We start from the raw sequence: 17,814 nt of genomic DNA, 5'->3' as shown, positions 1-17,814 counted from the left end.
GCTTTTTCAAATCTTTTTTTTGCGTTGAAATCGCGCTACGACGCTTATTTCATGGCCAAGCATAGCTTTATATTGTAATAATATGTTTTAATAGAGTAAATCAAGGCAATAATATGTTTGAAAGGGGTCGTAACATATGAATATGAAATCATCACTTTTAGGTCTAGCAGTCGGAATCGTTGGAGGAGCTACAGCTATGCTACTATCAACGCCCCAATCAGGTAAAGACGTCCGCCAATCATTTAAATCGACAAAAGAAGCTAGTCAGGAAGTCGGTAGTGAACTACAACAACGTTTTTCTAGTATAAAGGATGCAGTAGATATGATTAAGTCTGAAGTACAGACAACTCTGCCAAATGTAGTCGCTGATGTCAAAACTTCTGTGCAGAAATTCCAAGAAGACACTGCACCAATTCAAAATCGTTTAAAAGGTAATATTGATGCAGCAAGCCAATCTGCTAACGAATTAGGTCAGGCAGCGAGCGAAATGTCGATGGAAGTAGAAAAATTAGTCAATCGATTAACATTTAAAAAACAATAAAACGTGCAATAAAAAACATTCATGACATGTAGTGGATTACAATACATGTCATGAACCATAAATTTTTAGAATTATTCGTATTTTTATTAAAACCAACTTGTATACTTTTGGGAAATAATGTTATAATATAAAGAAAATTGCGAAAGTGGTGATAGCTATGTCTGAAGAAATAAACTCGGCACAAGAAGCCATGTTATATACTCAACGCATCGCTCATCTTTCAAAGGCGCTTTGGAAAGCTGTCGAAAAAGATTGGCAAGCGTGGATTAAACCATTCGATTTGAATATTAACGAACATCATGTCCTAAGCATCGCAGCAAATTTACAAGGTGCTTCTATTTCGGATATTGCAAAGTTTGGCGTAATGCATGTTTCGACTGCGTTCAATTTTTCTAAAAATTTAGAAGAACGTGGCTTGCTATCATTCTCAAAACGTGATGATGACAAACGAAATACATATGTGGAGATTACAGAGAAGGGTCAAGCGTTATTGAAAGAAATCGATGACAGCTTCAATTCTACTAACCACGCTGTATTAGAGGGGTCTCTTCCTTTAAAAGAAATGTACGGCAAGTTCCCGCAATATCTAGAATTAATGGCTGTTATTCGTAATATTTATGGCGACGATTTTATGGATATTTTCGAAAAATCATTCAAAGACTCTGAGAATGGCTAAATAAATTGTTCCAAGTAATCCCTCTATTGTAGCAACTACAATAGAGGGGTTATTTTGTCTTTAAATCATTTTTTATCTGATAGTAGTTAAAAAGCTTGCTTTTCACTATGAAAAAGATTAATGTTATGTATCGAGAATTTTAAATGAATGGAGATGCGTAACTTGCATTGCTGGAAAACCATTAATGTACAAAAACACTATGGCCACGATCGTATTTTATTGATGTCAATCATAAGTATGCTCGCTGTATTTTCTGTTTTTTATATCGCATTAAATGTATTTCGCCATGAACCAGTTTCAGATAAACTGTTTCCATTGTTCATCATTGTATTATTGATGATCTATCCCGTGCATAAATTATTACATTTCTTGCCGCTAATTAAAGAAAAAAAACATATTCGTTTTCATATAAAGTATTATTTAAAAATCGTACCAATATTAAAGTTACACGTAACAGAACCTGTCCTTAAATCTCGTTATATCACATCATTAATCGTACCATTTATCGTAATCAATATAATTTTGATTATAGGTGCACTAGTGTACCCATCATTCCGTCATTATTTCACACTTTTACTCGCTTTTCATAGCGGATTATGTTTAATTGACTTGTTATATGTGAAACATTTACTAAAGGCACCTAAAAAAGCATTAATCGAAGAAAATGATAAAGGTTTTCAAATCTTAATTCCCTTGCGTTAATGTTGTGTTTTTGCCCTGGCATTTGATATGCTTAGTAAATAGTACGAGAGAGGAGGAATGGACATGATCGTATTATTCGTTATTTTATTTTCTGTCTTTTATTTATTCCAAATTAATAAAATGACAGCGACTTTATGTGCAAGACGTGAAATCCCTGAGGAGAAGCAACCTAAAGTCTACAAAACGATTAATATTTTAATCACGATCCTGCTCGTTTCTTTCTATATTGAAGTGACGATGGCTGTATAAGAAAAAGAAGCAATTATGTAGATATACATAGTCGCTTCTTTTTTTATGCTATTTTATACCAACTTTTGTCATAGTAAAATCAGTTTATAATTATAATATAGGCAACCTTTTCCTTTTTTAAAACGTTTATGTTATAGTTACAAAAGTAGATATATTCTGAAGCAAAAGTTGGGAGAGAAAACGATTATTATGAACATCAAAAAAGGTATTTTAGCAGCAACATTAGCTACATCTGTACTTACTCTTGCAGCATGTGGTAATGGCGGCATGGATGAAAAAGTAGCAACATCTAAAGTGGGCGACGTTACAGTCGAACAATTATACAAAGAAATGAAAACATCAGCTGGTAGCCAAGCACTTCAATTAATTATGCTTGAAAACGTATTGTCTGATAAATATAAAGTTACTGATAAAGAAGTAGACAAAAAAGTTGAAGACCAAAAGAAACAAGTGGAAGCACAAGGAACAGACTTCAAAACATACTTAACTTCTCAAGGTATGACTGAGGATACGTTTAAACGTTATGCAAAACTTTCTTTACTACAAGAAGCGGCTCAACGTGATGGCGTAAAAGTTTCGGATGAAGAAATTAAAACATATTACGATCGTCTAGGTAAAGAAGTAAAAGCAAGCCATATTTTAGTAGCTGATGAAAAAACAGCGAAAAAACTTAAAAAACAATTAGATGATGGTGCTGATTTTGCTAAATTAGCGAAGAAAAACTCAACAGATACAGGTTCTGGCGCTAACGGCGGTGAACTAGGTTGGTTCGGTCCTGATGAAATGGTTGGCGCATTCACTGATGCTGCTTACTCAATGAAAAAAGGCGAAATTTCTGACCCTGTAAAATCTGATTATGGTTACCACATCATCAAACTTGAAGGTACAAAAGACAAAAAAGTCGATGGTACTTTAGACGAGAAAAAAGATGAAATCAAAAAGACTCTTCAGTTAACAAAAGCAAAAGCAGAAGATCCTAACCAAACAAAACTACAAGAAAAAGTTTCAAAACTGATGAAAGATGCAGACGTTAAAATCGAAGATAAAGATTTAAAAGACGCATTAGCTAGCTTCTTAGGCTCATCAACTACTGAAAGTAAATAATTTTATAACGAGAAAGTCGGTTCTCTATTGAGAGCCGACTTTTTTGCATACAAAAAAAAGAACTGCCAAAGCAGTTCTTTTCGTAGTATTAAATAGTTGGTTTATAGAATGAACGGTTATCTAACGCAAATAGGCGCTCTGTAAATTCACCAGGCTCTGTTTTGCTTAATGCACGTTTTAGCATATTCATCTTCGCATCGATATTGTCAATGTAGAATAACATTTCTGCCTCTTGCAGCATTGGTTTTTTCGGGCTGCCATATTCTTCTTTACCATGATGAGACAGTACCATATGCTCTAATAACATGACTTCTTCTCCATCGATTTCAAGCTCTGCGGCTGCCTTTTCGATTTCAGATACCATAATGTTAATATGCCCAAGTAAGTTCCCTTTTGCCGTGTAAACTGTCGAAATCGGACCTGATAATTCAATTACTTTACCGATATCATGTAAAATAACTCCTGCATACAATAAATCGCGATTTAATGTTGGATATAGGTCACAAATCGACTTTGCAAGACGTAGCATTGATGTTTCATGCTCTAAAAGTCCAGAAGCATACTCATGGTGATTTTTTGTAGCTGCAGGGAATGTCATTAGTTGCTCTTGGAATTTGCGTACGATATGACGTGTGATACGTGAAATATTTGGATTTTTAATTTCAAAGAAATATTGACTAAATTCTTCGTATAATTGTTCTTTTGGTGTTTCAGATGATTGAATTAAATCTTCTACGCCAATTGTTTCGTCTGGGCGTAATGGGCGAATTTGTTTAATACGCAGTTGCAATTTACCACGGTAATCTTGAATTTCCCCACCAATGTGTACAACAATTCCTGCTGGATAAAGACGTACTTGTTCTTCGCCTGCATCCCAAAGTTTGGCCTCAATACTACCACTTTTATCTTGTAAAATCAGTGTCATAAATGGTTTCCCCATTGTTGTGACACCTTTTGTTGATTGTTTAATCAATAGATATTGATCGACTGAATCTCCTACTTTTAACGTTGCAATACCGCTCATGTGGAGTTCGTCCCCCTTCATTTTCAGCTTGCCAAATAATTCGGCTTCACTTCATTTATTTACATTATTTATTGTACCATTTTGCCCGATTGAGTAACATAAAAATGCCGAAACCAATTGTTTTTTGATGAATTATTTTCCATTTTTTTGTATAATGAATATAAGTTCATTTACAATTTTAAACAATTAGGGGTGGAGAAAATGACATCATATCGTTTTACAGCATTTGAGAAGACAGGCGAATCATTATTCGATGAGGATTGGGAATTCGAATCAGACGATATCGCAAAAGAACAAGGTGCACAAAAGATTGAAGAACTAGGACTGACAGATAAAACACATCGTCTAGTGAATAATAAAGGAAAATTAATTGTTTTTCATGTGTAACGCGAAATAAAAGGAGAATGCGCACGAATCAGTTGCGCATCCTCCTTTTTTCTATTCTCCATTAAATACTGGCTGGCGTTTTTCTACAAAGGCTTGAATTCCTTCTAAATGATCTTTCGTTGCACGCATACGCGGTTGTATTTCCGCTTCCTGTGCTAAATATTTGTCTAGTTTATTTTCTTGCGAACCGTTTAATAAAAGCTTTGTTTCAATCTTCGCTACTAATGGTGTTTGAAGTTGTTGTGCAACAAACTGCTGCGCTACTTCTTTTGCCATACCATTTTCTACTACAATATCTGCCAAATCCCATTCAACAGCCTCTTCACCGTCCATAACGCGACCTTCCCAAATCATTTGCTTCGCCTTCACAGCGCCTACACGTTCTTTCATAAAGAAATGGCCGCCACCATCTGGAATAAGTCCAATGCCGATAAAATTCATCGCTAACTTTGCATCTTGCTCAACAATCACATAATCACAAGCAAGCGCCAAACTTAAACCAAAACCTGCTGCTGCACCGTGTACGACCGCTACCGTCACCGCTGGAAGCATATACAACGCCTTAATCGCACGCGTTAAATACGTCATGACCTGTTCGGTATCCGCTCCTACTGAAGCACCTTTTAACATTTCTTTAATATCACCACCTGCTGAAAAAACTTTTTCAGCTCCTTGTAGCATGAGAATCTGAACATTCTCTTTGTATAGTGCTTCAAAACATTCAGCTAAATCTACGGCCATTTGTTCATTTAATGTATTCATCGCCTGTGGACGGTTTAAGGTAACAACTGCTACCTTATCATTCACTTCACATAAGATTGTTTCGTATGTCATTGTTAACACTCCTTTATGAATAGTCATTCACTTCTTTTGCTATATTCGCTACATAACCGAGAAATTCCTTTAATATTCGTAGAATTTTCTAATTATTTAAACTTTTATTGCTTTAGGAAAATGAAGTTTTCTTAACCAGTCTCTATTGTAAAAGATTCGATAGTTGTATAGGTTGATTTTTTTGTTTTCAATAAAAATGCTTAATTTATGTCCTCTCATAAAGGACGAACATTAATTACAATAAAAACGTTATTTGTTCGTTTTTTATCTTTTTAGTTACCTTTTTCTAGTTATTTTAAAATTAATAATGAAATAAATATTGACATTACTGAATAATCGCTTTAATATTGTGTTAAATTCAAATCACGCAAAAATACGTTGAAAGAGACATACTTATATTTTTGAAAGCCTCACAGCGAGCTGGTGGTCGGTGCAAATCAGCGGTTTCAATTATAAGTTCCACTCCCGAGTAGATCTTCTGAAAATTCCAAAGTAGGAAGATTCGTCACATGCACGTTACGCATAAAGCAAAGCCTCGTTCTTATTTTGAACAGGAAAATTAGGGTGGTACCGCGTTACTAGATTGTTAATTTAGCCTTTCGCCCCTACAGTCATAGACACACGTCTGCGATTGTATGGGATGAAAGGCTTTTATTTTTAACTTTGAGAGGAGCTTTTGTTTATGTTACAAGATTATCAAGTGTTACGTATTCCAGGTCCAACTCCAGTTCCACCACGTGTGAACCGCGCAATGACACAGTCAATGGCTGGGCATCATGCGCCGCAAACTTATCAAATTATTCAAAATATTAAACCTAGACTGAAAAATTTTTTTGGGACATCGCAAGATATTTTAATGATTGCAGGTAGCGGTACATCCAGTCTTGAAGCTGCTGTCGTCAATGTAACGACGAAGGGCGATAAAGTACTTGTTCTTTCAACAGGTGTTTTTGGCCATCGTTTTACAGAGATTTGCGAAAGCTATGAATTAGATGTAGACGAATTTACTACCGAGTGGGGCCAACCGTTCCCACTTGATGAAGTAATTGAACACATCAAACAACATTCTGATATTAAAGCAGTGTTCTCAACATTTTGTGAAACGTCAACAGGTGTTCTAAACCCTGTTGGTGAACTTGCTAAAGCCGTCCATGCCATTAATGATGACATCATCGTTATTGCTGATGGTGTTTCAGCCGTTGCTTGTGCTGAAACAAAAATGGACGAATGGGGTCTCGACATTGTCGTTACTGGCTCACAAAAAGGCTTTATGCTCCCTACTGGTTTAGCATTTATTGCCGTAAGTGACCGCGCTTGGAAAGCTATTGAACAAAATGATACAAAGGGCTACTACTTAGACCTAACAAAACATCGCGATGCCCTCGAAAAAGGTAACACCCCTTTTACACCTGCTCTTGGCCTTTTCCATGGTCTTGATGCAGTCCTGGATCAATTAGAAGAAGAAGGCGTTGAAGAAGTATATGCTCGTCACACGTTAATGCGTGACATGACACGTGCAGCTTTAAAGGCGCTCGACGTGAACTTACTTGTTGAAGATGCTTATGCATCCCCTTCTGTGACGGCTGTTGCCCCTACAGATTTTGATGCACAGGCCTTCCGCAAAGTGCTGAAAGAAGATTTCAATATCGATGTCGCAAGCGGGCTTGATAAAATGACCGATACCATTTTCCGCATTGGTCATATGGGCTATTGCTCACCTGCTGACGTACTTCAATATATTAGTGCATTTGAAATTGCCTTAACGAAAGTTGGAAAAACAATCGAGCTTGGCGCCGGTACTCGCGCCGCTCAAGAAATTTACTTACAAAAAACTACAACAACTGTGACACAATAAGGAGAGAATTAACGATGGCTATTAACATTTTAATCAGTGACCCACTAAGCGAAGATGGTATTTACCCACTACGTCAAGAGAAAGAATTAGATTTAAATATTGACATTAAAACTGGCCTTCAACCAGAAGAATTAAAAGCGATTATTGCTAACTATGATGTATTATTAGTACGTTCTCAAACAAAAGTAACGCGTGACATTATCGAAGCTGCTGACAACTTAAAACTTATCGGACGCGCTGGCGTTGGTGTGGACAACATCGACCTTGAAGCTGCAACTGAAAAAGGGATTATCGTTGTTAACGCTCCAGATGGTAACACAAACTCTGCTGCTGAGCATACAACAGCGATGATTTTCGCTCTTGCTCGCCACATTCCACAAGCGTTCATTACACTAAAAGAAGGCCGTTGGGATCGTAAAAAATTCGTCGGCGTTGAGCTTAAAAACAAAACGCTTGGTGTTATCGGCTTCGGTCGTATTGGTCAAGAAGTGGCACACCGTGCAAAAGGTAACCGCATGAACGTTATCGCATACGATCCATTCTTAACTGCTGAAAAAGCTGAAAAAGCGGGCGTAGATTACGGTTCAGTAGAAGATGTTGCGAAGGTAGCAGATTTCATTACTGTTCACACACCATTACTTGATTCTACTCGTCATATGATTAACGAAGATATCTTTAACGTCATGAAAGATGGCGTTCGTATCATCAACTGTGCACGTGGTGGTATTATCGATGAGGAAGCACTATATAATGCAATCGAATCTGGTAAAGTAGCGGGCGCTGCATTAGATGTTATGGAGGAAGAACCATTCGTAGGTAACCGCCTATTAGATCTTCCACAAGTTATCGCAACACCTCACTTAGGTGCATCTACAGTAGAAGCACAAGAATCTGTAGCAGTAGACGTAAGTAATGATATTCTATCTTACTTCAACGTTGGTACAGTTCAAAACCCTGTAAACATGCCTTCAGTTCCTAAAGATGTTGTAGCAAAAGTTGAACCATTCTTTGAATTAGGTGAAAAAATCGGTGCATTCGCAATGAACTTAACAGAAGAAGCTGTAAATGAAATCAACATCTACTACTCTGGTGACGTCGCAAACTATGATGTGCGTCCATTAACGAATAATACAGTAAAAGGTGTACTTACTCGTAACTTAGGTAACCATGTAAACAACGTAAACGCTCGCTACCTTGCTGATCGCAACGGCATCAAAATTAGCGAACAAAAATCTACACAAGCTCGTGCATTCTTAAGCTCAATTACAGTTGAAGTTATCACTGAAAACGAAAAACATTCTGTAAAAGGAACATTACTAAACGGCCTTGGTGCTCGTATCGTACAAGTTGACCAATATGTAGTAGACGTTGTTCCTGAAGGTAACTTACTATTCATCAAGCACACAGATAAACCTGGTGTAATTGGTCGTGTAGGTACTTCATTAGCTGAGCAGAACGTCAACATTGCAACAATGCAAGTTGGTCGTGCTGATGAAGGTGGCGATGCAATTATGATGTTAGCAATTGACAACACAGTTGAAAGCTTAGACTTCGTTATCGCAACAGAAGGCGTATTCGACGCAAAAGAAATCAAACTATAAAGTATACGTAAAAGAGGCTTAGGAAAATTCCTAAGTCTTTTTTTATGCGCTAAAAAAGCATGTCTTGCGAAATAATTCCGTAAGACATGCTCAGTAGCACTAACTATATAATCGATACAAAACAATCGCAATTGTTAAAATCATCGCAATAACTGCCATAGACATTTTTTTATTTGATTTGTTAGGCATCGCTCCCACTCCTTTTCTATTCGTTTAGAACGTTTAAAAAAGGTGATAAGTTCATTATAATGAGTCGATTAATGGTTTTAATTTTGTTAAGGTATCAATTTCATATGTAGGTACGACAACATCGTTAGGTGCCTTATCCTCACGGTTTATCCATACATTACGCATATTGACGCGAGATGAGCCTAGAATATCTGTCATTAAGTTATCGCCTACCATAAGACATTCTTCCGCATTCCCATCTGCAAATGTCAAAACATGTTCAAAAATAGAGGCATCTGGTTTCCCGATACCAAAATCACCAGAAATAATAATTTTATCGAAATAAGGTACAAGCTCTGGTGTAATTTCTAATTTTTTATTTTGAAGGCTCGGTGCCCCATTTGTTAAAAGAATTAATTGATAGTCTTCTTTTAAACTATCTAACACCGCGTATGTTTCATCATATACACATGGACTTGCAATACGATTCTCGACAAATTTTTCACCTAGCTCATGTCCAAAATCCTTATCATCAATACCATATTCTTTTAAACCTGCTGTCCATGCATCACTACGATATGTTGGCACGATGGCTTTCATCTTTTGAAAATCCTCTGTCGGGTCATCAAAATGGCCCCATAAACCTTCAAATGGATTAATTCCGATTTGTACCGTATAATCATATGTTTCATAGCCTTCATAAAGTGTACGTGCTGCACTGCGCACATAGTCTTCTAATTTCGCTCCATCAATTTGAGGATATTTTTGCGCTGCTTGTACACAAGTCTTCGCAAAGGCATCTGCAATACTTTTTTTATCCCATAAAAGCGTATCATCTAAATCAAAAATTACTGTTTTAATTGCCACTAAAGCCAGCTCCTTTAAGCATTATGTATGTTTGTATCGTATCATAATTCTCCGCTTAAAAGTCTGAAATTTCAAAGAATAATAGAATCTCTGCATAACAAAGGAATAGATTATTATTGTTCGTAACAAAAAAACAAGAGCTGCATTATGCAACTCTTGTTTCATCTTCATTATTTTTCTACTGAAACCCATTTTAAATCGATGAAGCCCATTAAGTTTGGTTCCATATTTTTCACATAATCTTTTTGTACATAGGTTGTTGTGTAGTAGTAAACAGGAATGACTGGGAATTGCTTCATCGCAATATCCTCTGCTTGTTGTAAATACTCTAAGCGCTTGTCTGTATCTGTTTCTTTTACAATTTTACCCATTAACTCTTTATATTCTGCATCTTCCCAGCCTGTATCGTTATTGCCGTTATTTGCAGATGTAAACATTTCTAAGAATGTGTATGGGTCGTTAAAGTCAGCAATCCAACCTTGGCGACCAAGATCGTATTCTTTTGCACTTAATTTATCTAAGTACACTTGCCATTCTGAGTTATCGATTGATACATCGATACCTAGATTTTTGTGCCAGCCTTCTTGGATATATTGTGCAATCGCTGAATGTGCTTCAGATGTGTTGATTGAAATACCAATTTTAATATCTTTTGCATCTTTAATACCTAATTCTTTCATTCCTTCAGCTAAAGCTTTTTTCGCACCTTCAATATCATTATCTTTGAAGTATTCTTTTTCTTCATAGTTTTGAATTGCTGGTGGTACCATGCCTAGCGCTGGTTTTTGGTCTGCTTTTAATACGTTATCAATTAATCCTTGACGGTTGATTGATAATGCTAAGGCTTTACGGATATTCACATTTTCCATGTATTTCGCTGTTGTGTTCACTTTGTACCAGTATTCTGCTGCAAAGTCTTGTACTTGTAATGATTTATCTTTTTTGTAGCCTTCAATTGCATCAAGTGGAATCGCTTGGAAGTCACCACCAATGAAATCGATGTCACCACTTGTGAACATACGATTTGCTGTTGCTTGTGATTCGATCATTTGGATATTTACGTTGTCTAATGATACGTTGTCTTTATCCCAGTAGCTATCGCTTTTAGCTAGAACAATTTTGTCATTATGCTTCCACTCTGAAAGCTCAAATGCACCATTTGTTACGAAGTCTTTACCTGCATCAGAGAACCATTTGTCATTCCCTTCAGCAACTTTATGATTGATTGGCATATATGTGTAGAATGCTGTTAATTCTAAGAAATAAGGTGTTGGGTTTGTTAATGTTACTTTTAATGTTTTATCATCAACTACTTCGATGCCAACATCTTCAACTTTCCCTTTACCTTCATTGTAGTCTTGTGCACCTTTAATCGCATATAAGATTGAAGCGTACTCTGAAGCGTTTTTTGGATCTAATGCCCATTTCCACGCATAAGCAAAGTCTTCAGCAACAACTGCGTCACCATTTGACCATTTTGTATCACGTAATGTAAATGTATATGTAAGTTTATCGTCACTTACTTGTACATCTTCTGCTGCTGCATTTTCTGGCTTTCCGTCTTTACCAACGCGTGTTAAGCCTTCAAATACGTTTTTAATAACTGTTCCTGATGTTGCATCTGTTGCCATCTGTGGATTTAATGATGGTGGCTCAGACATAATGGATACATTTAATTCTTGTGCTTTTTCTCCATTTTCTTTTGTACCAGAATCTTCTTTTGAATCGCCGCCGAAATTACATGCTGCTAAAATACTCATAACAAGTACTAACAATAATAAAGGTAATAAGCGTTTCTTCATGTTGTCATCCCCTTTGTTGTTAGAAAATAATTAATTTTCTAAAAAATTATAACTCTAAAAGTATTTTACCATAAATATCTATAATTTGAATATGCTGATTTTCGATTCATTTATTCTCAGAACGAGAAGTGTCTATAGACTTATTTGTGCTACATAAAAAAATCAGCACGTGATAAGCACATGCTGACTTCATTAAAAAATTATTGTAGTTTAACTTTCTTACCAGTATACCAACGACCAATTTGCTCATCTGTGGCATATACAAAATGTCCCTCGAACACTTCATGCATAGACAATTCTCCTTCAGGCTCTTCATCCTTATAAGGAATACGCTTACGCGTCGCCTCTGATAATGGATCAGGTAACGGAATTGCTGATAATAATGACTTCGTATATGGATGCACTGGATAATTATAAATATCTTCAGATGTTCCAATTTCAACGAGCTTACCACGATGCATTACTGCAATACGGTCTGAAATATATTTAACCATCGATAAATCATGTGCAATAAATAAATACGTTAAATCGCGCTCTTTTTGAAGTTGCTTTAATAAATTGACGACTTGTGCCTGAATCGATACATCCAGCGCCGAAATCGGTTCATCCGCAATAATAAACGATGGTTCAAGACTAAGCGCGCGTGCAATGCCAATACGTTGACGCTGACCACCTGAAAATTCATGCGCATAACGATTAGCATGCTCTCGGTTTAAGCCAACCGCCTCTAGTAGCATCCCTACACGCTCACGACGTTCTTTTTTATTTTTATACATCCCATGAATTTCAAAGCCTTCTGAAATGATTTCACCGGCAGTCATACGTGGATTAAGTGATGCGTATGGATCTTGGAAAATCATTTGCATTTCTTTATTAAAACTACGTAGCTCTTTTGACGACATTTTATCCTGTACATTGCGTCCATTAAATTTGATTTCACCGCCTGTAATATCATACAAACGAATGATTGAGCGTCCTGTTGTAGATTTACCAGAGCCTGATTCTCCTACAAGGCCAAGTGTTTCACCTTTATATACATCAAAACTAATACCATCAACTGCTTTAATGGTGCCAAAGTGCTGCTTCAAATCTTTTACTTCTAAAATCTTCTCCGCCATACTATTCACCGCCCTTTCCAAGTTCAATACTAGTTTCATCATTTTTTTCTAAATACCCTTCAATACGCTTACGCACCGCTTCTGGTACTGGTACATGAGGTGCGTCTGGATGAAGTAACCATGTTTTCGCAAAATGCGTCTCACTTACTTGGAACATTGGTGGCTGCTGCTCATAGTCAATCTGAAGAGCAAATTCATTTCGTGCCGCAAAAGCATCCCCTACTGGTGGATGAATTAGATCGGGTGGAGATCCGGGAATCGTACGTAATAATTCATCTGCATCATTATCAAGGTCTGGCATAGAGCCAAGTAATCCCCAAGTATAGGGATGCTTTGGATTGTAGAAAATTTCATTTGCAGTACCATATTCAACAATTTGTCCAGCATACATAACTGCCACAGTATCGGCTACATTAGCAACAACACCAAGGTCATGGGTAATGAAAATAATCGACGTATCACTCGTACGTTGAATTTGCTTCATCAGTTCTAAAATTTGAGCTTGAATCGTTACATCAAGTGCCGTTGTTGGTTCATCTGCAATTAGAATTTTGGGTTCTGCTGCAAGCGCTATCGCGATTACTACACGCTGACGCATCCCACCTGAAAACTCATGTGGATATTGTTTAAACCGTTGTTCTGGAAATGGAATGCCTACCTCATCTAATAATTCAATCGCACGTTTTTTTGCTTCTTCTTTTGTAGCTGCTTTTTTATGCTTCAAAATTACTTCCATGATTTGTTTTCCGACACGCATTGTTGGATTTAATGCTGTCATCGGATCTTGGAAAATCATTGCAATATCATTCCCACGAATTTTCGTCATTTCCTTCTCTGTTGCCTTCACTAAATCCTTACCCTCAAATAAAATTTCACCTTCTGCATAGATTGCTGGTGGCTGTGGTATTAACTTCATAATCGCATTACTCGTCACTGATTTTCCTGAGCCCGATTCTCCTACGATTGCAAGAGTCTTCCCTTTTTCAAGTGAAAAATCAACTCCGCGTACGGCTTGGACAAGGCCCGCATACGTTTTAAAATTAATCTTTAAATTCTTTACTTCTAAAATCGTTTCACCCATTGTCGTCACCTCTATTTTCGTAGTTTAGGATCGAGCGCATCACGAAGACCATCGCCGACTGCATTAAATGCAAAGATTGTTATTGAAATTAAAATAGCTGGGAAAATTAAACGCCAAGGCGCTGTATCAATGGCATTATTACCATCTGATGCCATCGTCCCCCAAGAAGCCATTGGTTGTGGTACACCTAAGCCTAAAAAGCTTAAAAATGCTTCCGTAAAAATCGCACTTGGAATTGTTAATGTCATCGTTACCAAAATGGCCCCTAATGCATTCGGAATTAAATGTTTCGAAATAATATGCCCTGTCGAAGCTCCGAGTGTACGTGCCGCTAAAACATACTCTTGATTTTTTATTGATAATACTTCCCCACGCACAATACGAGCCATATTTACCCAACCTGTAATTGATAGCGCGATAATGATTGGCACTAAACCTGGCTTTAACACAACTAACAAAATAATCACGACTAATAAATATGGAACCGCTGTTAATACATCGGCAATACGCATCATGATATCATCGACACGACCGCCAACAAGTCCTGAAATAGAGCCCCATAAAACACCGATGATTAAATCAATGACAGCGGCTGTAATTCCGATAAATAATGAGATACGCGCGCCAAACCACACACGTGTAAAAACATCCCGCCCAAGGTCATCTGTACCGAACCAATTTTTCGCAGATGGCGGTCCATTATAGACACCTAGTTGCTGACTATATGTGTACGGTGAAAATATTGGCACAAAAATTGCCATTAATGCAACAATCGCTAAAATAATAATGCCAATGATTGCAAGCTTATTATGACCAAAGCGCAGTCGCACTTCCTTCCAAAATGATACGGATTTTTCAGCAAGCTGGTCAGTTGCTGCATGGTTTCCGCCTACAACAGTGAATTTTTCTCTTGGAATTTGTTGTGTCATGCTTTTTTGCCTCCTTTGAGCTTGATACGTGGGTCAATAAAGCCGTATAAAATATCAACTAATAATACTGCTAAGAGTAAAATAATCGAATAGAATACGGTCGTCCCCATAATAACGGTATAATCACGGTTTGTAATACTCGTTACGAAATACTTACCAAGCCCTGGGATAGCAAAAATTTGTTCAACGATGAAACTACCTGTAATAACCCCCGCAAATAATGGCGCTAAATACGTGACAACGGGTAGTAATGCATTACGTAATGAGTGCTTAAATAATACGCCCCATTTTGACAAACCTTTTGAACGTGCCATCTTCACATACTCACTATTGTTTTGCTCAAGCATCGATGAACGAACAAGTTTCGCGATAAAGCCCATATGTGTAACCGCTATCGCTGTTGCAGGTAAAATACTGTAAATAAACCCGTTCCAACCACTGATTGGGAAGAGCTGTAATTTGAGGCCGAGGAAATATTGCAAGAGTCCAGCCAAGATAAAGGATGGTACAGATATGCCGAGCACAGCAATGGTGGTGACAACATAGTCTACACCCCGATTATGATAGAGCGCCGCAACGGATCCAAAAAGCACACCGAGCCCGACAGCAAGTATCATTGCTTCAATCCCAAGTGTTAATGAAATTGGGAAACTTTCCGCAATCATATCGTTTGTTGAGCGACCTTTGTATTTCATTGATTCACCAAAATCTAATTGTGCTGTTGATACTAAATAATCCTTATATTGAATATACCAGGGATTATCGAGACCATACTCAGCATTTAATTGCGCTTCAATTTCTGGTGGGAAGCTTTTCTCGGATGCAAATGGACTACCAGGAGCTAAACGCATGAGGAAGAATGTAATTGTAATAATGAGAAACAGCGCGATAAATATATACACAAACCGTTTCATAATATACTTAAGCATAAAAACCCTCCATTCTGTTGTACGTCAGTCATTTTATTTGAATGACTGGTTCCCGTTGACTGATACGACACTACTTCGACAATCTATACCACAAACCCATAAATTTCATGTCTAATTTCACAATAACAAAAGCTGTTCATAATCAATGATTATAAACAGCTTTGTCAGTGTGATTATGTGTTACTCATAATCTTATTTTTCGATATCTACATCTTTCAAGTTTACGTTACCAAGTTTATCTGGTCCCATGTTCTTCACATAGTCTTGAGCTACGTATTCATTAGAATAGAAGTAAATTGGAATAACGGGCATTTCATCCATTAGGATTTTTTGACCGTCTTTTAAGAATTCTGTACGTTTTGCTTCATCTGTTTCTTTCATAGCTTTAGCCATTAACTCTTTGTATTCTTTATTTTCCCAACCAGTATCGTTGTTACCATTCTTAGCTGTATCATAACGCTCTAAGAATGTGTAAGCATCGTTGTAGTCAGCAATCCAACCCATACGAGCTACTTGGTAATCAAGAGCAGATACTTTATCTAAGAATACTTGCCACTCAGCATTATCGATTGTTGTTTCGATACCTAAGTTTTTCTTCCAACCTTCTTGAATGAACTGTGCAACTGCAGCATGTGCTTCAGAAGTGTTGATTGAAATACCAATTTTTAAATCGGACGCATCTTTAAGACCTAGCTCTTTAAGACCTTTTTCAAGGTATTTTTTCGCTTCGTCTGTATTGTTACCTTCAAATAAGTTGTTGTCATTTTCGTAGCCTTCGATTGCTACAGGAACATCAGCTAATGCTGGTGTTTGACCACCTTTTAATACATTTTTAATTAAGCCTTCACGATCGATTGACATCGCTAATGCTTTACGGATGTTAACATTTTTCGTTGGACCTTCTTTAGTGTTTAATTTGTATTCATAAACAGCCGCATAAGGTTCAGATTTTAAGATACCTTTGTCTTTGTATGTGTTCATTTTGTCTAAAGATACCACATTATATGGAGCACCTAAATAATCTAAGTTACCGCTATCGAATTCACGGTTAGCAGTTGCTTCAGATTCGATCATTTTTACGTTTACTGTAGATAGAGCTACATTGTCTTTATCCCAGTAATCTTCGTTTTTCTTCATTGTGATTGAATCATTGTGTTTCCATTCGTCTAATGTGAATGGACCATTTGTTACATACGTATCGCCTGCTTCAGCAAACCAGTTATCATTTTCAGAAACTACTTTTTCATTTACTGGCATATACGTATAGAATGCTGTTAATTCTAAGAAGTATGGTGTTGGATTTTCTAGTGTTACTTCTAATGTTTTATCATCTACAACTTTAATACCTAAATCTTCAACTTTCCCTTTACCTTCATTGTAAGCTTGAGCGCCTTTAATTGGGTATAGGATTGAAGCATACTCCGATGCATTTTTTGCATCTAATGCCCATTTCCAAGCATAAGCGAAGTCGCCTGCTACTACTGGGTCGCCATTTGTCCATTTTGCATCACGAAGTGTGAATGTATACGTTAATTTATCATCGCTAACTTTCACATCTTCCGCTGCTGCGTTTTGAACCTTACCATCGCTATCCACACGCGTTAAACCTTCAAAAACATTTTTTACGATGGCACCAGAAGTGCTATCTGTTGCTTTTTGTGGATTTAATGACGGTGGTTCTGAAGTAATTGATAAGTTCAATGTTTTGTCAGCTGATTTGTCGCCGCCAGATGATTTATCGCCATCTGACTTATCATCGCTGCCGCCAAAGCCACAAGCTGCTAGTACAAGCATTAATGCTGCTAATAAAGCAAGTAATGAGAACTTTTTCTTCATTGTTATCCCCCTTGTCTGTTCGACACGTTTTTTCCGTTACCACCCGAATCAGTAACTACTTATACTATACCAAAATCTTTTTCAGAAAAAAACAAATATATTAATTTTTCC

Annotated in this window: 17 protein-coding genes and 1 other annotated feature; of the genes, 8 read left to right on the top strand and 9 right to left on the bottom strand. The window is 37.1% G+C overall.

The genetic code is table 11. The features are described 5' to 3' along the window. The first annotated feature begins 136 nt into the window (after positions 1–136). From QI30_RS14005 to QI30_RS13985, 5 genes are all read left to right on the top strand, one after another. Positions 137–541 carry a YtxH domain-containing protein gene (locus QI30_RS14005; RefSeq protein WP_126991225.1) on the top strand — a complete coding sequence of 135 codons (405 nt, stop codon included), beginning with the start codon at positions 137–139 and terminating at the stop codon, positions 539–541. 157 nt (positions 542–698) lie between these two features. Next, positions 699–1,217 carry an HTH-type transcriptional regulator Hpr gene (locus tag QI30_RS14000; protein ID WP_186439678.1) on the top strand — a complete coding sequence of 173 codons (519 nt, stop codon included), beginning with the start codon at positions 699–701 and terminating at the stop codon, positions 1,215–1,217. Between the two features lie 162 nt (positions 1,218–1,379). Next, entirely contained in the window at positions 1,380–1,919 is a 540-nt protein-coding gene (locus QI30_RS13995; protein WP_126991224.1) for a DUF3267 domain-containing protein, read from the top strand. A 63-nt stretch (positions 1,920–1,982) separates the two neighbouring features. Then, a complete protein-coding gene (locus QI30_RS13990) occupies positions 1,983–2,168 on the top strand; it encodes a hypothetical protein (protein WP_029500876.1) in 186 nt (61 codons plus the stop codon). Positions 2,169–2,357: 189 nt separating this feature from the next. Further along, complete coding sequence (locus tag QI30_RS13985; protein WP_126991223.1) at positions 2,358–3,272, top strand: peptidylprolyl isomerase; 915 nt, start codon at positions 2,358–2,360, stop codon at positions 3,270–3,272. A gap of 88 nt (positions 3,273–3,360) precedes the next feature. On the opposite strand, the gene yhaM is transcribed toward QI30_RS13985, so the two are convergent. Further along, complete coding sequence (gene yhaM, locus QI30_RS13980) at positions 3,361–4,296, bottom strand: 3'-5' exoribonuclease YhaM (RefSeq protein WP_126991222.1); 936 nt, start codon at positions 4,294–4,296, stop codon at positions 3,361–3,363. 201 nt (positions 4,297–4,497) lie between these two features. Here yhaM and QI30_RS13975 point away from each other — a divergent pair, with 201 nt between their 5' ends. Beyond that, the gene (locus tag QI30_RS13975; protein ID WP_126991221.1) at positions 4,498–4,683 is read left to right on the top strand and encodes a YhzD family protein; all 186 of its coding nucleotides are present in this window, start codon (positions 4,498–4,500) and stop codon (positions 4,681–4,683) included. Between the two features lie 51 nt (positions 4,684–4,734). Here the strand turns inward: QI30_RS13975 and QI30_RS13970 are convergent, their stop codons facing one another. After that, on the bottom strand, positions 4,735–5,517 hold the full coding sequence (locus tag QI30_RS13970; RefSeq protein ID WP_126991220.1) for an enoyl-CoA hydratase: 783 nt from the start codon (positions 5,515–5,517) through the stop codon (positions 4,735–4,737). 369 nt (positions 5,518–5,886) lie between these two features. Beyond that, positions 5,887–6,127, top strand: a binding site (T-box leader). Positions 6,128–6,199: 72 nt separating this feature from the next. On the opposite strand from QI30_RS13970, the gene QI30_RS13965 reads away from it, so the two are divergent. After that, complete coding sequence (locus tag QI30_RS13965; protein WP_126991219.1) at positions 6,200–7,372, top strand: pyridoxal-phosphate-dependent aminotransferase family protein; 1,173 nt, start codon at positions 6,200–6,202, stop codon at positions 7,370–7,372. A gap of 14 nt (positions 7,373–7,386) precedes the next feature. After that, the gene (gene serA, locus QI30_RS13960; protein ID WP_126991218.1) at positions 7,387–8,973 is read left to right on the top strand and encodes a phosphoglycerate dehydrogenase; all 1,587 of its coding nucleotides are present in this window, start codon (positions 7,387–7,389) and stop codon (positions 8,971–8,973) included. A gap of 243 nt (positions 8,974–9,216) precedes the next feature. On the opposite strand, the gene QI30_RS13955 is transcribed toward serA, so the two are convergent. The 7 genes from QI30_RS13955 to QI30_RS13925 all read right to left on the bottom strand — a co-directional run bounded on the left by QI30_RS13955 (position 9,217) and on the right by QI30_RS13925 (position 17,703). Further along, a complete protein-coding gene (locus QI30_RS13955) occupies positions 9,217–10,008 on the bottom strand; it encodes an HAD family hydrolase (protein WP_126991217.1) in 792 nt (263 codons plus the stop codon). 170 nt (positions 10,009–10,178) lie between these two features. Next, a complete protein-coding gene (locus QI30_RS13950) occupies positions 10,179–11,810 on the bottom strand; it encodes a peptide ABC transporter substrate-binding protein (protein WP_126991216.1) in 1,632 nt (543 codons plus the stop codon). Between the two features lie 200 nt (positions 11,811–12,010). Further along, on the bottom strand, positions 12,011–12,928 hold the full coding sequence (locus QI30_RS13945; protein WP_126991215.1) for an ABC transporter ATP-binding protein: 918 nt from the start codon (positions 12,926–12,928) through the stop codon (positions 12,011–12,013). Between the two features lies 1 nt (position 12,929). After that, complete coding sequence (locus QI30_RS13940) at positions 12,930–14,009, bottom strand: ABC transporter ATP-binding protein (protein ID WP_126991214.1); 1,080 nt, start codon at positions 14,007–14,009, stop codon at positions 12,930–12,932. A gap of 11 nt (positions 14,010–14,020) precedes the next feature. Continuing rightward, positions 14,021–14,938 carry an ABC transporter permease gene (locus QI30_RS13935; RefSeq protein WP_126991213.1) on the bottom strand — a complete coding sequence of 306 codons (918 nt, stop codon included), beginning with the start codon at positions 14,936–14,938 and terminating at the stop codon, positions 14,021–14,023. Continuing rightward, entirely contained in the window at positions 14,935–15,867 is a 933-nt protein-coding gene (locus QI30_RS13930; protein ID WP_126991212.1) for an ABC transporter permease, read from the bottom strand. The genes QI30_RS13935 and QI30_RS13930 overlap by 4 nt, the downstream gene beginning before the upstream one ends. Positions 15,868–16,059: 192 nt before the next feature. Continuing rightward, on the bottom strand, positions 16,060–17,703 hold the full coding sequence (locus tag QI30_RS13925) for a peptide ABC transporter substrate-binding protein (RefSeq protein WP_126991211.1): 1,644 nt from the start codon (positions 17,701–17,703) through the stop codon (positions 16,060–16,062). Positions 17,704–17,814: the final 111 nt, after the last annotated feature.

Source organism: Candidatus Kurthia intestinigallinarum, assembly GCF_003991225.1.
GTDB classification, from domain to species: domain Bacteria; phylum Bacillota; class Bacilli; order Bacillales_A; family Planococcaceae; genus Kurthia; species Kurthia populi.
Note: the sequence above shows the minus strand (reverse complement) of the source record. Positions and strands in the feature narration are given on the sequence as shown.

Excerpts from the sequence above, each read along its gene's own strand:
- yhaM (WP_126991222.1), bottom strand. The coding sequence starts at position 4,296 with ATGAGCGGTATTGCAACGTTAAAAGTAGGAGATTCAGTCGATCAATAT.
- QI30_RS14005 (WP_126991225.1), top strand. The coding sequence starts at position 137 with ATGAATATGAAATCATCACTTTTAGGTCTAGCAGTCGGAATCGTTGGA.
- QI30_RS13970 (WP_126991220.1), bottom strand. The coding sequence starts at position 5,517 with ATGACATACGAAACAATCTTATGTGAAGTGAATGATAAGGTAGCAGTT.
- QI30_RS13940 (WP_126991214.1), bottom strand. The coding sequence starts at position 14,009 with ATGGGTGAAACGATTTTAGAAGTAAAGAATTTAAAGATTAATTTTAAA.
- QI30_RS13950 (WP_126991216.1), bottom strand. The coding sequence starts at position 11,810 with ATGAAGAAACGCTTATTACCTTTATTATTGTTAGTACTTGTTATGAGT.
- QI30_RS13945 (WP_126991215.1), bottom strand. The coding sequence starts at position 12,928 with ATGGCGGAGAAGATTTTAGAAGTAAAAGATTTGAAGCAGCACTTTGGC.
- QI30_RS13965 (WP_126991219.1), top strand. The coding sequence starts at position 6,200 with ATGTTACAAGATTATCAAGTGTTACGTATTCCAGGTCCAACTCCAGTT.
- QI30_RS14000 (WP_186439678.1), top strand. The coding sequence starts at position 699 with ATGTCTGAAGAAATAAACTCGGCACAAGAAGCCATGTTATATACTCAA.
- QI30_RS13990 (WP_029500876.1), top strand. The coding sequence starts at position 1,983 with ATGATCGTATTATTCGTTATTTTATTTTCTGTCTTTTATTTATTCCAA.
- QI30_RS13935 (WP_126991213.1), bottom strand. The coding sequence starts at position 14,938 with ATGACACAACAAATTCCAAGAGAAAAATTCACTGTTGTAGGCGGAAAC.
- QI30_RS13985 (WP_126991223.1), top strand. The coding sequence starts at position 2,358 with ATGAACATCAAAAAAGGTATTTTAGCAGCAACATTAGCTACATCTGTA.
- QI30_RS13930 (WP_126991212.1), bottom strand. The coding sequence starts at position 15,867 with ATGCTTAAGTATATTATGAAACGGTTTGTGTATATATTTATCGCGCTG.
- QI30_RS13925 (WP_126991211.1), bottom strand. The coding sequence starts at position 17,703 with ATGAAGAAAAAGTTCTCATTACTTGCTTTATTAGCAGCATTAATGCTT.
- QI30_RS13975 (WP_126991221.1), top strand. The coding sequence starts at position 4,498 with ATGACATCATATCGTTTTACAGCATTTGAGAAGACAGGCGAATCATTA.
- serA (WP_126991218.1), top strand. The coding sequence starts at position 7,387 with ATGGCTATTAACATTTTAATCAGTGACCCACTAAGCGAAGATGGTATT.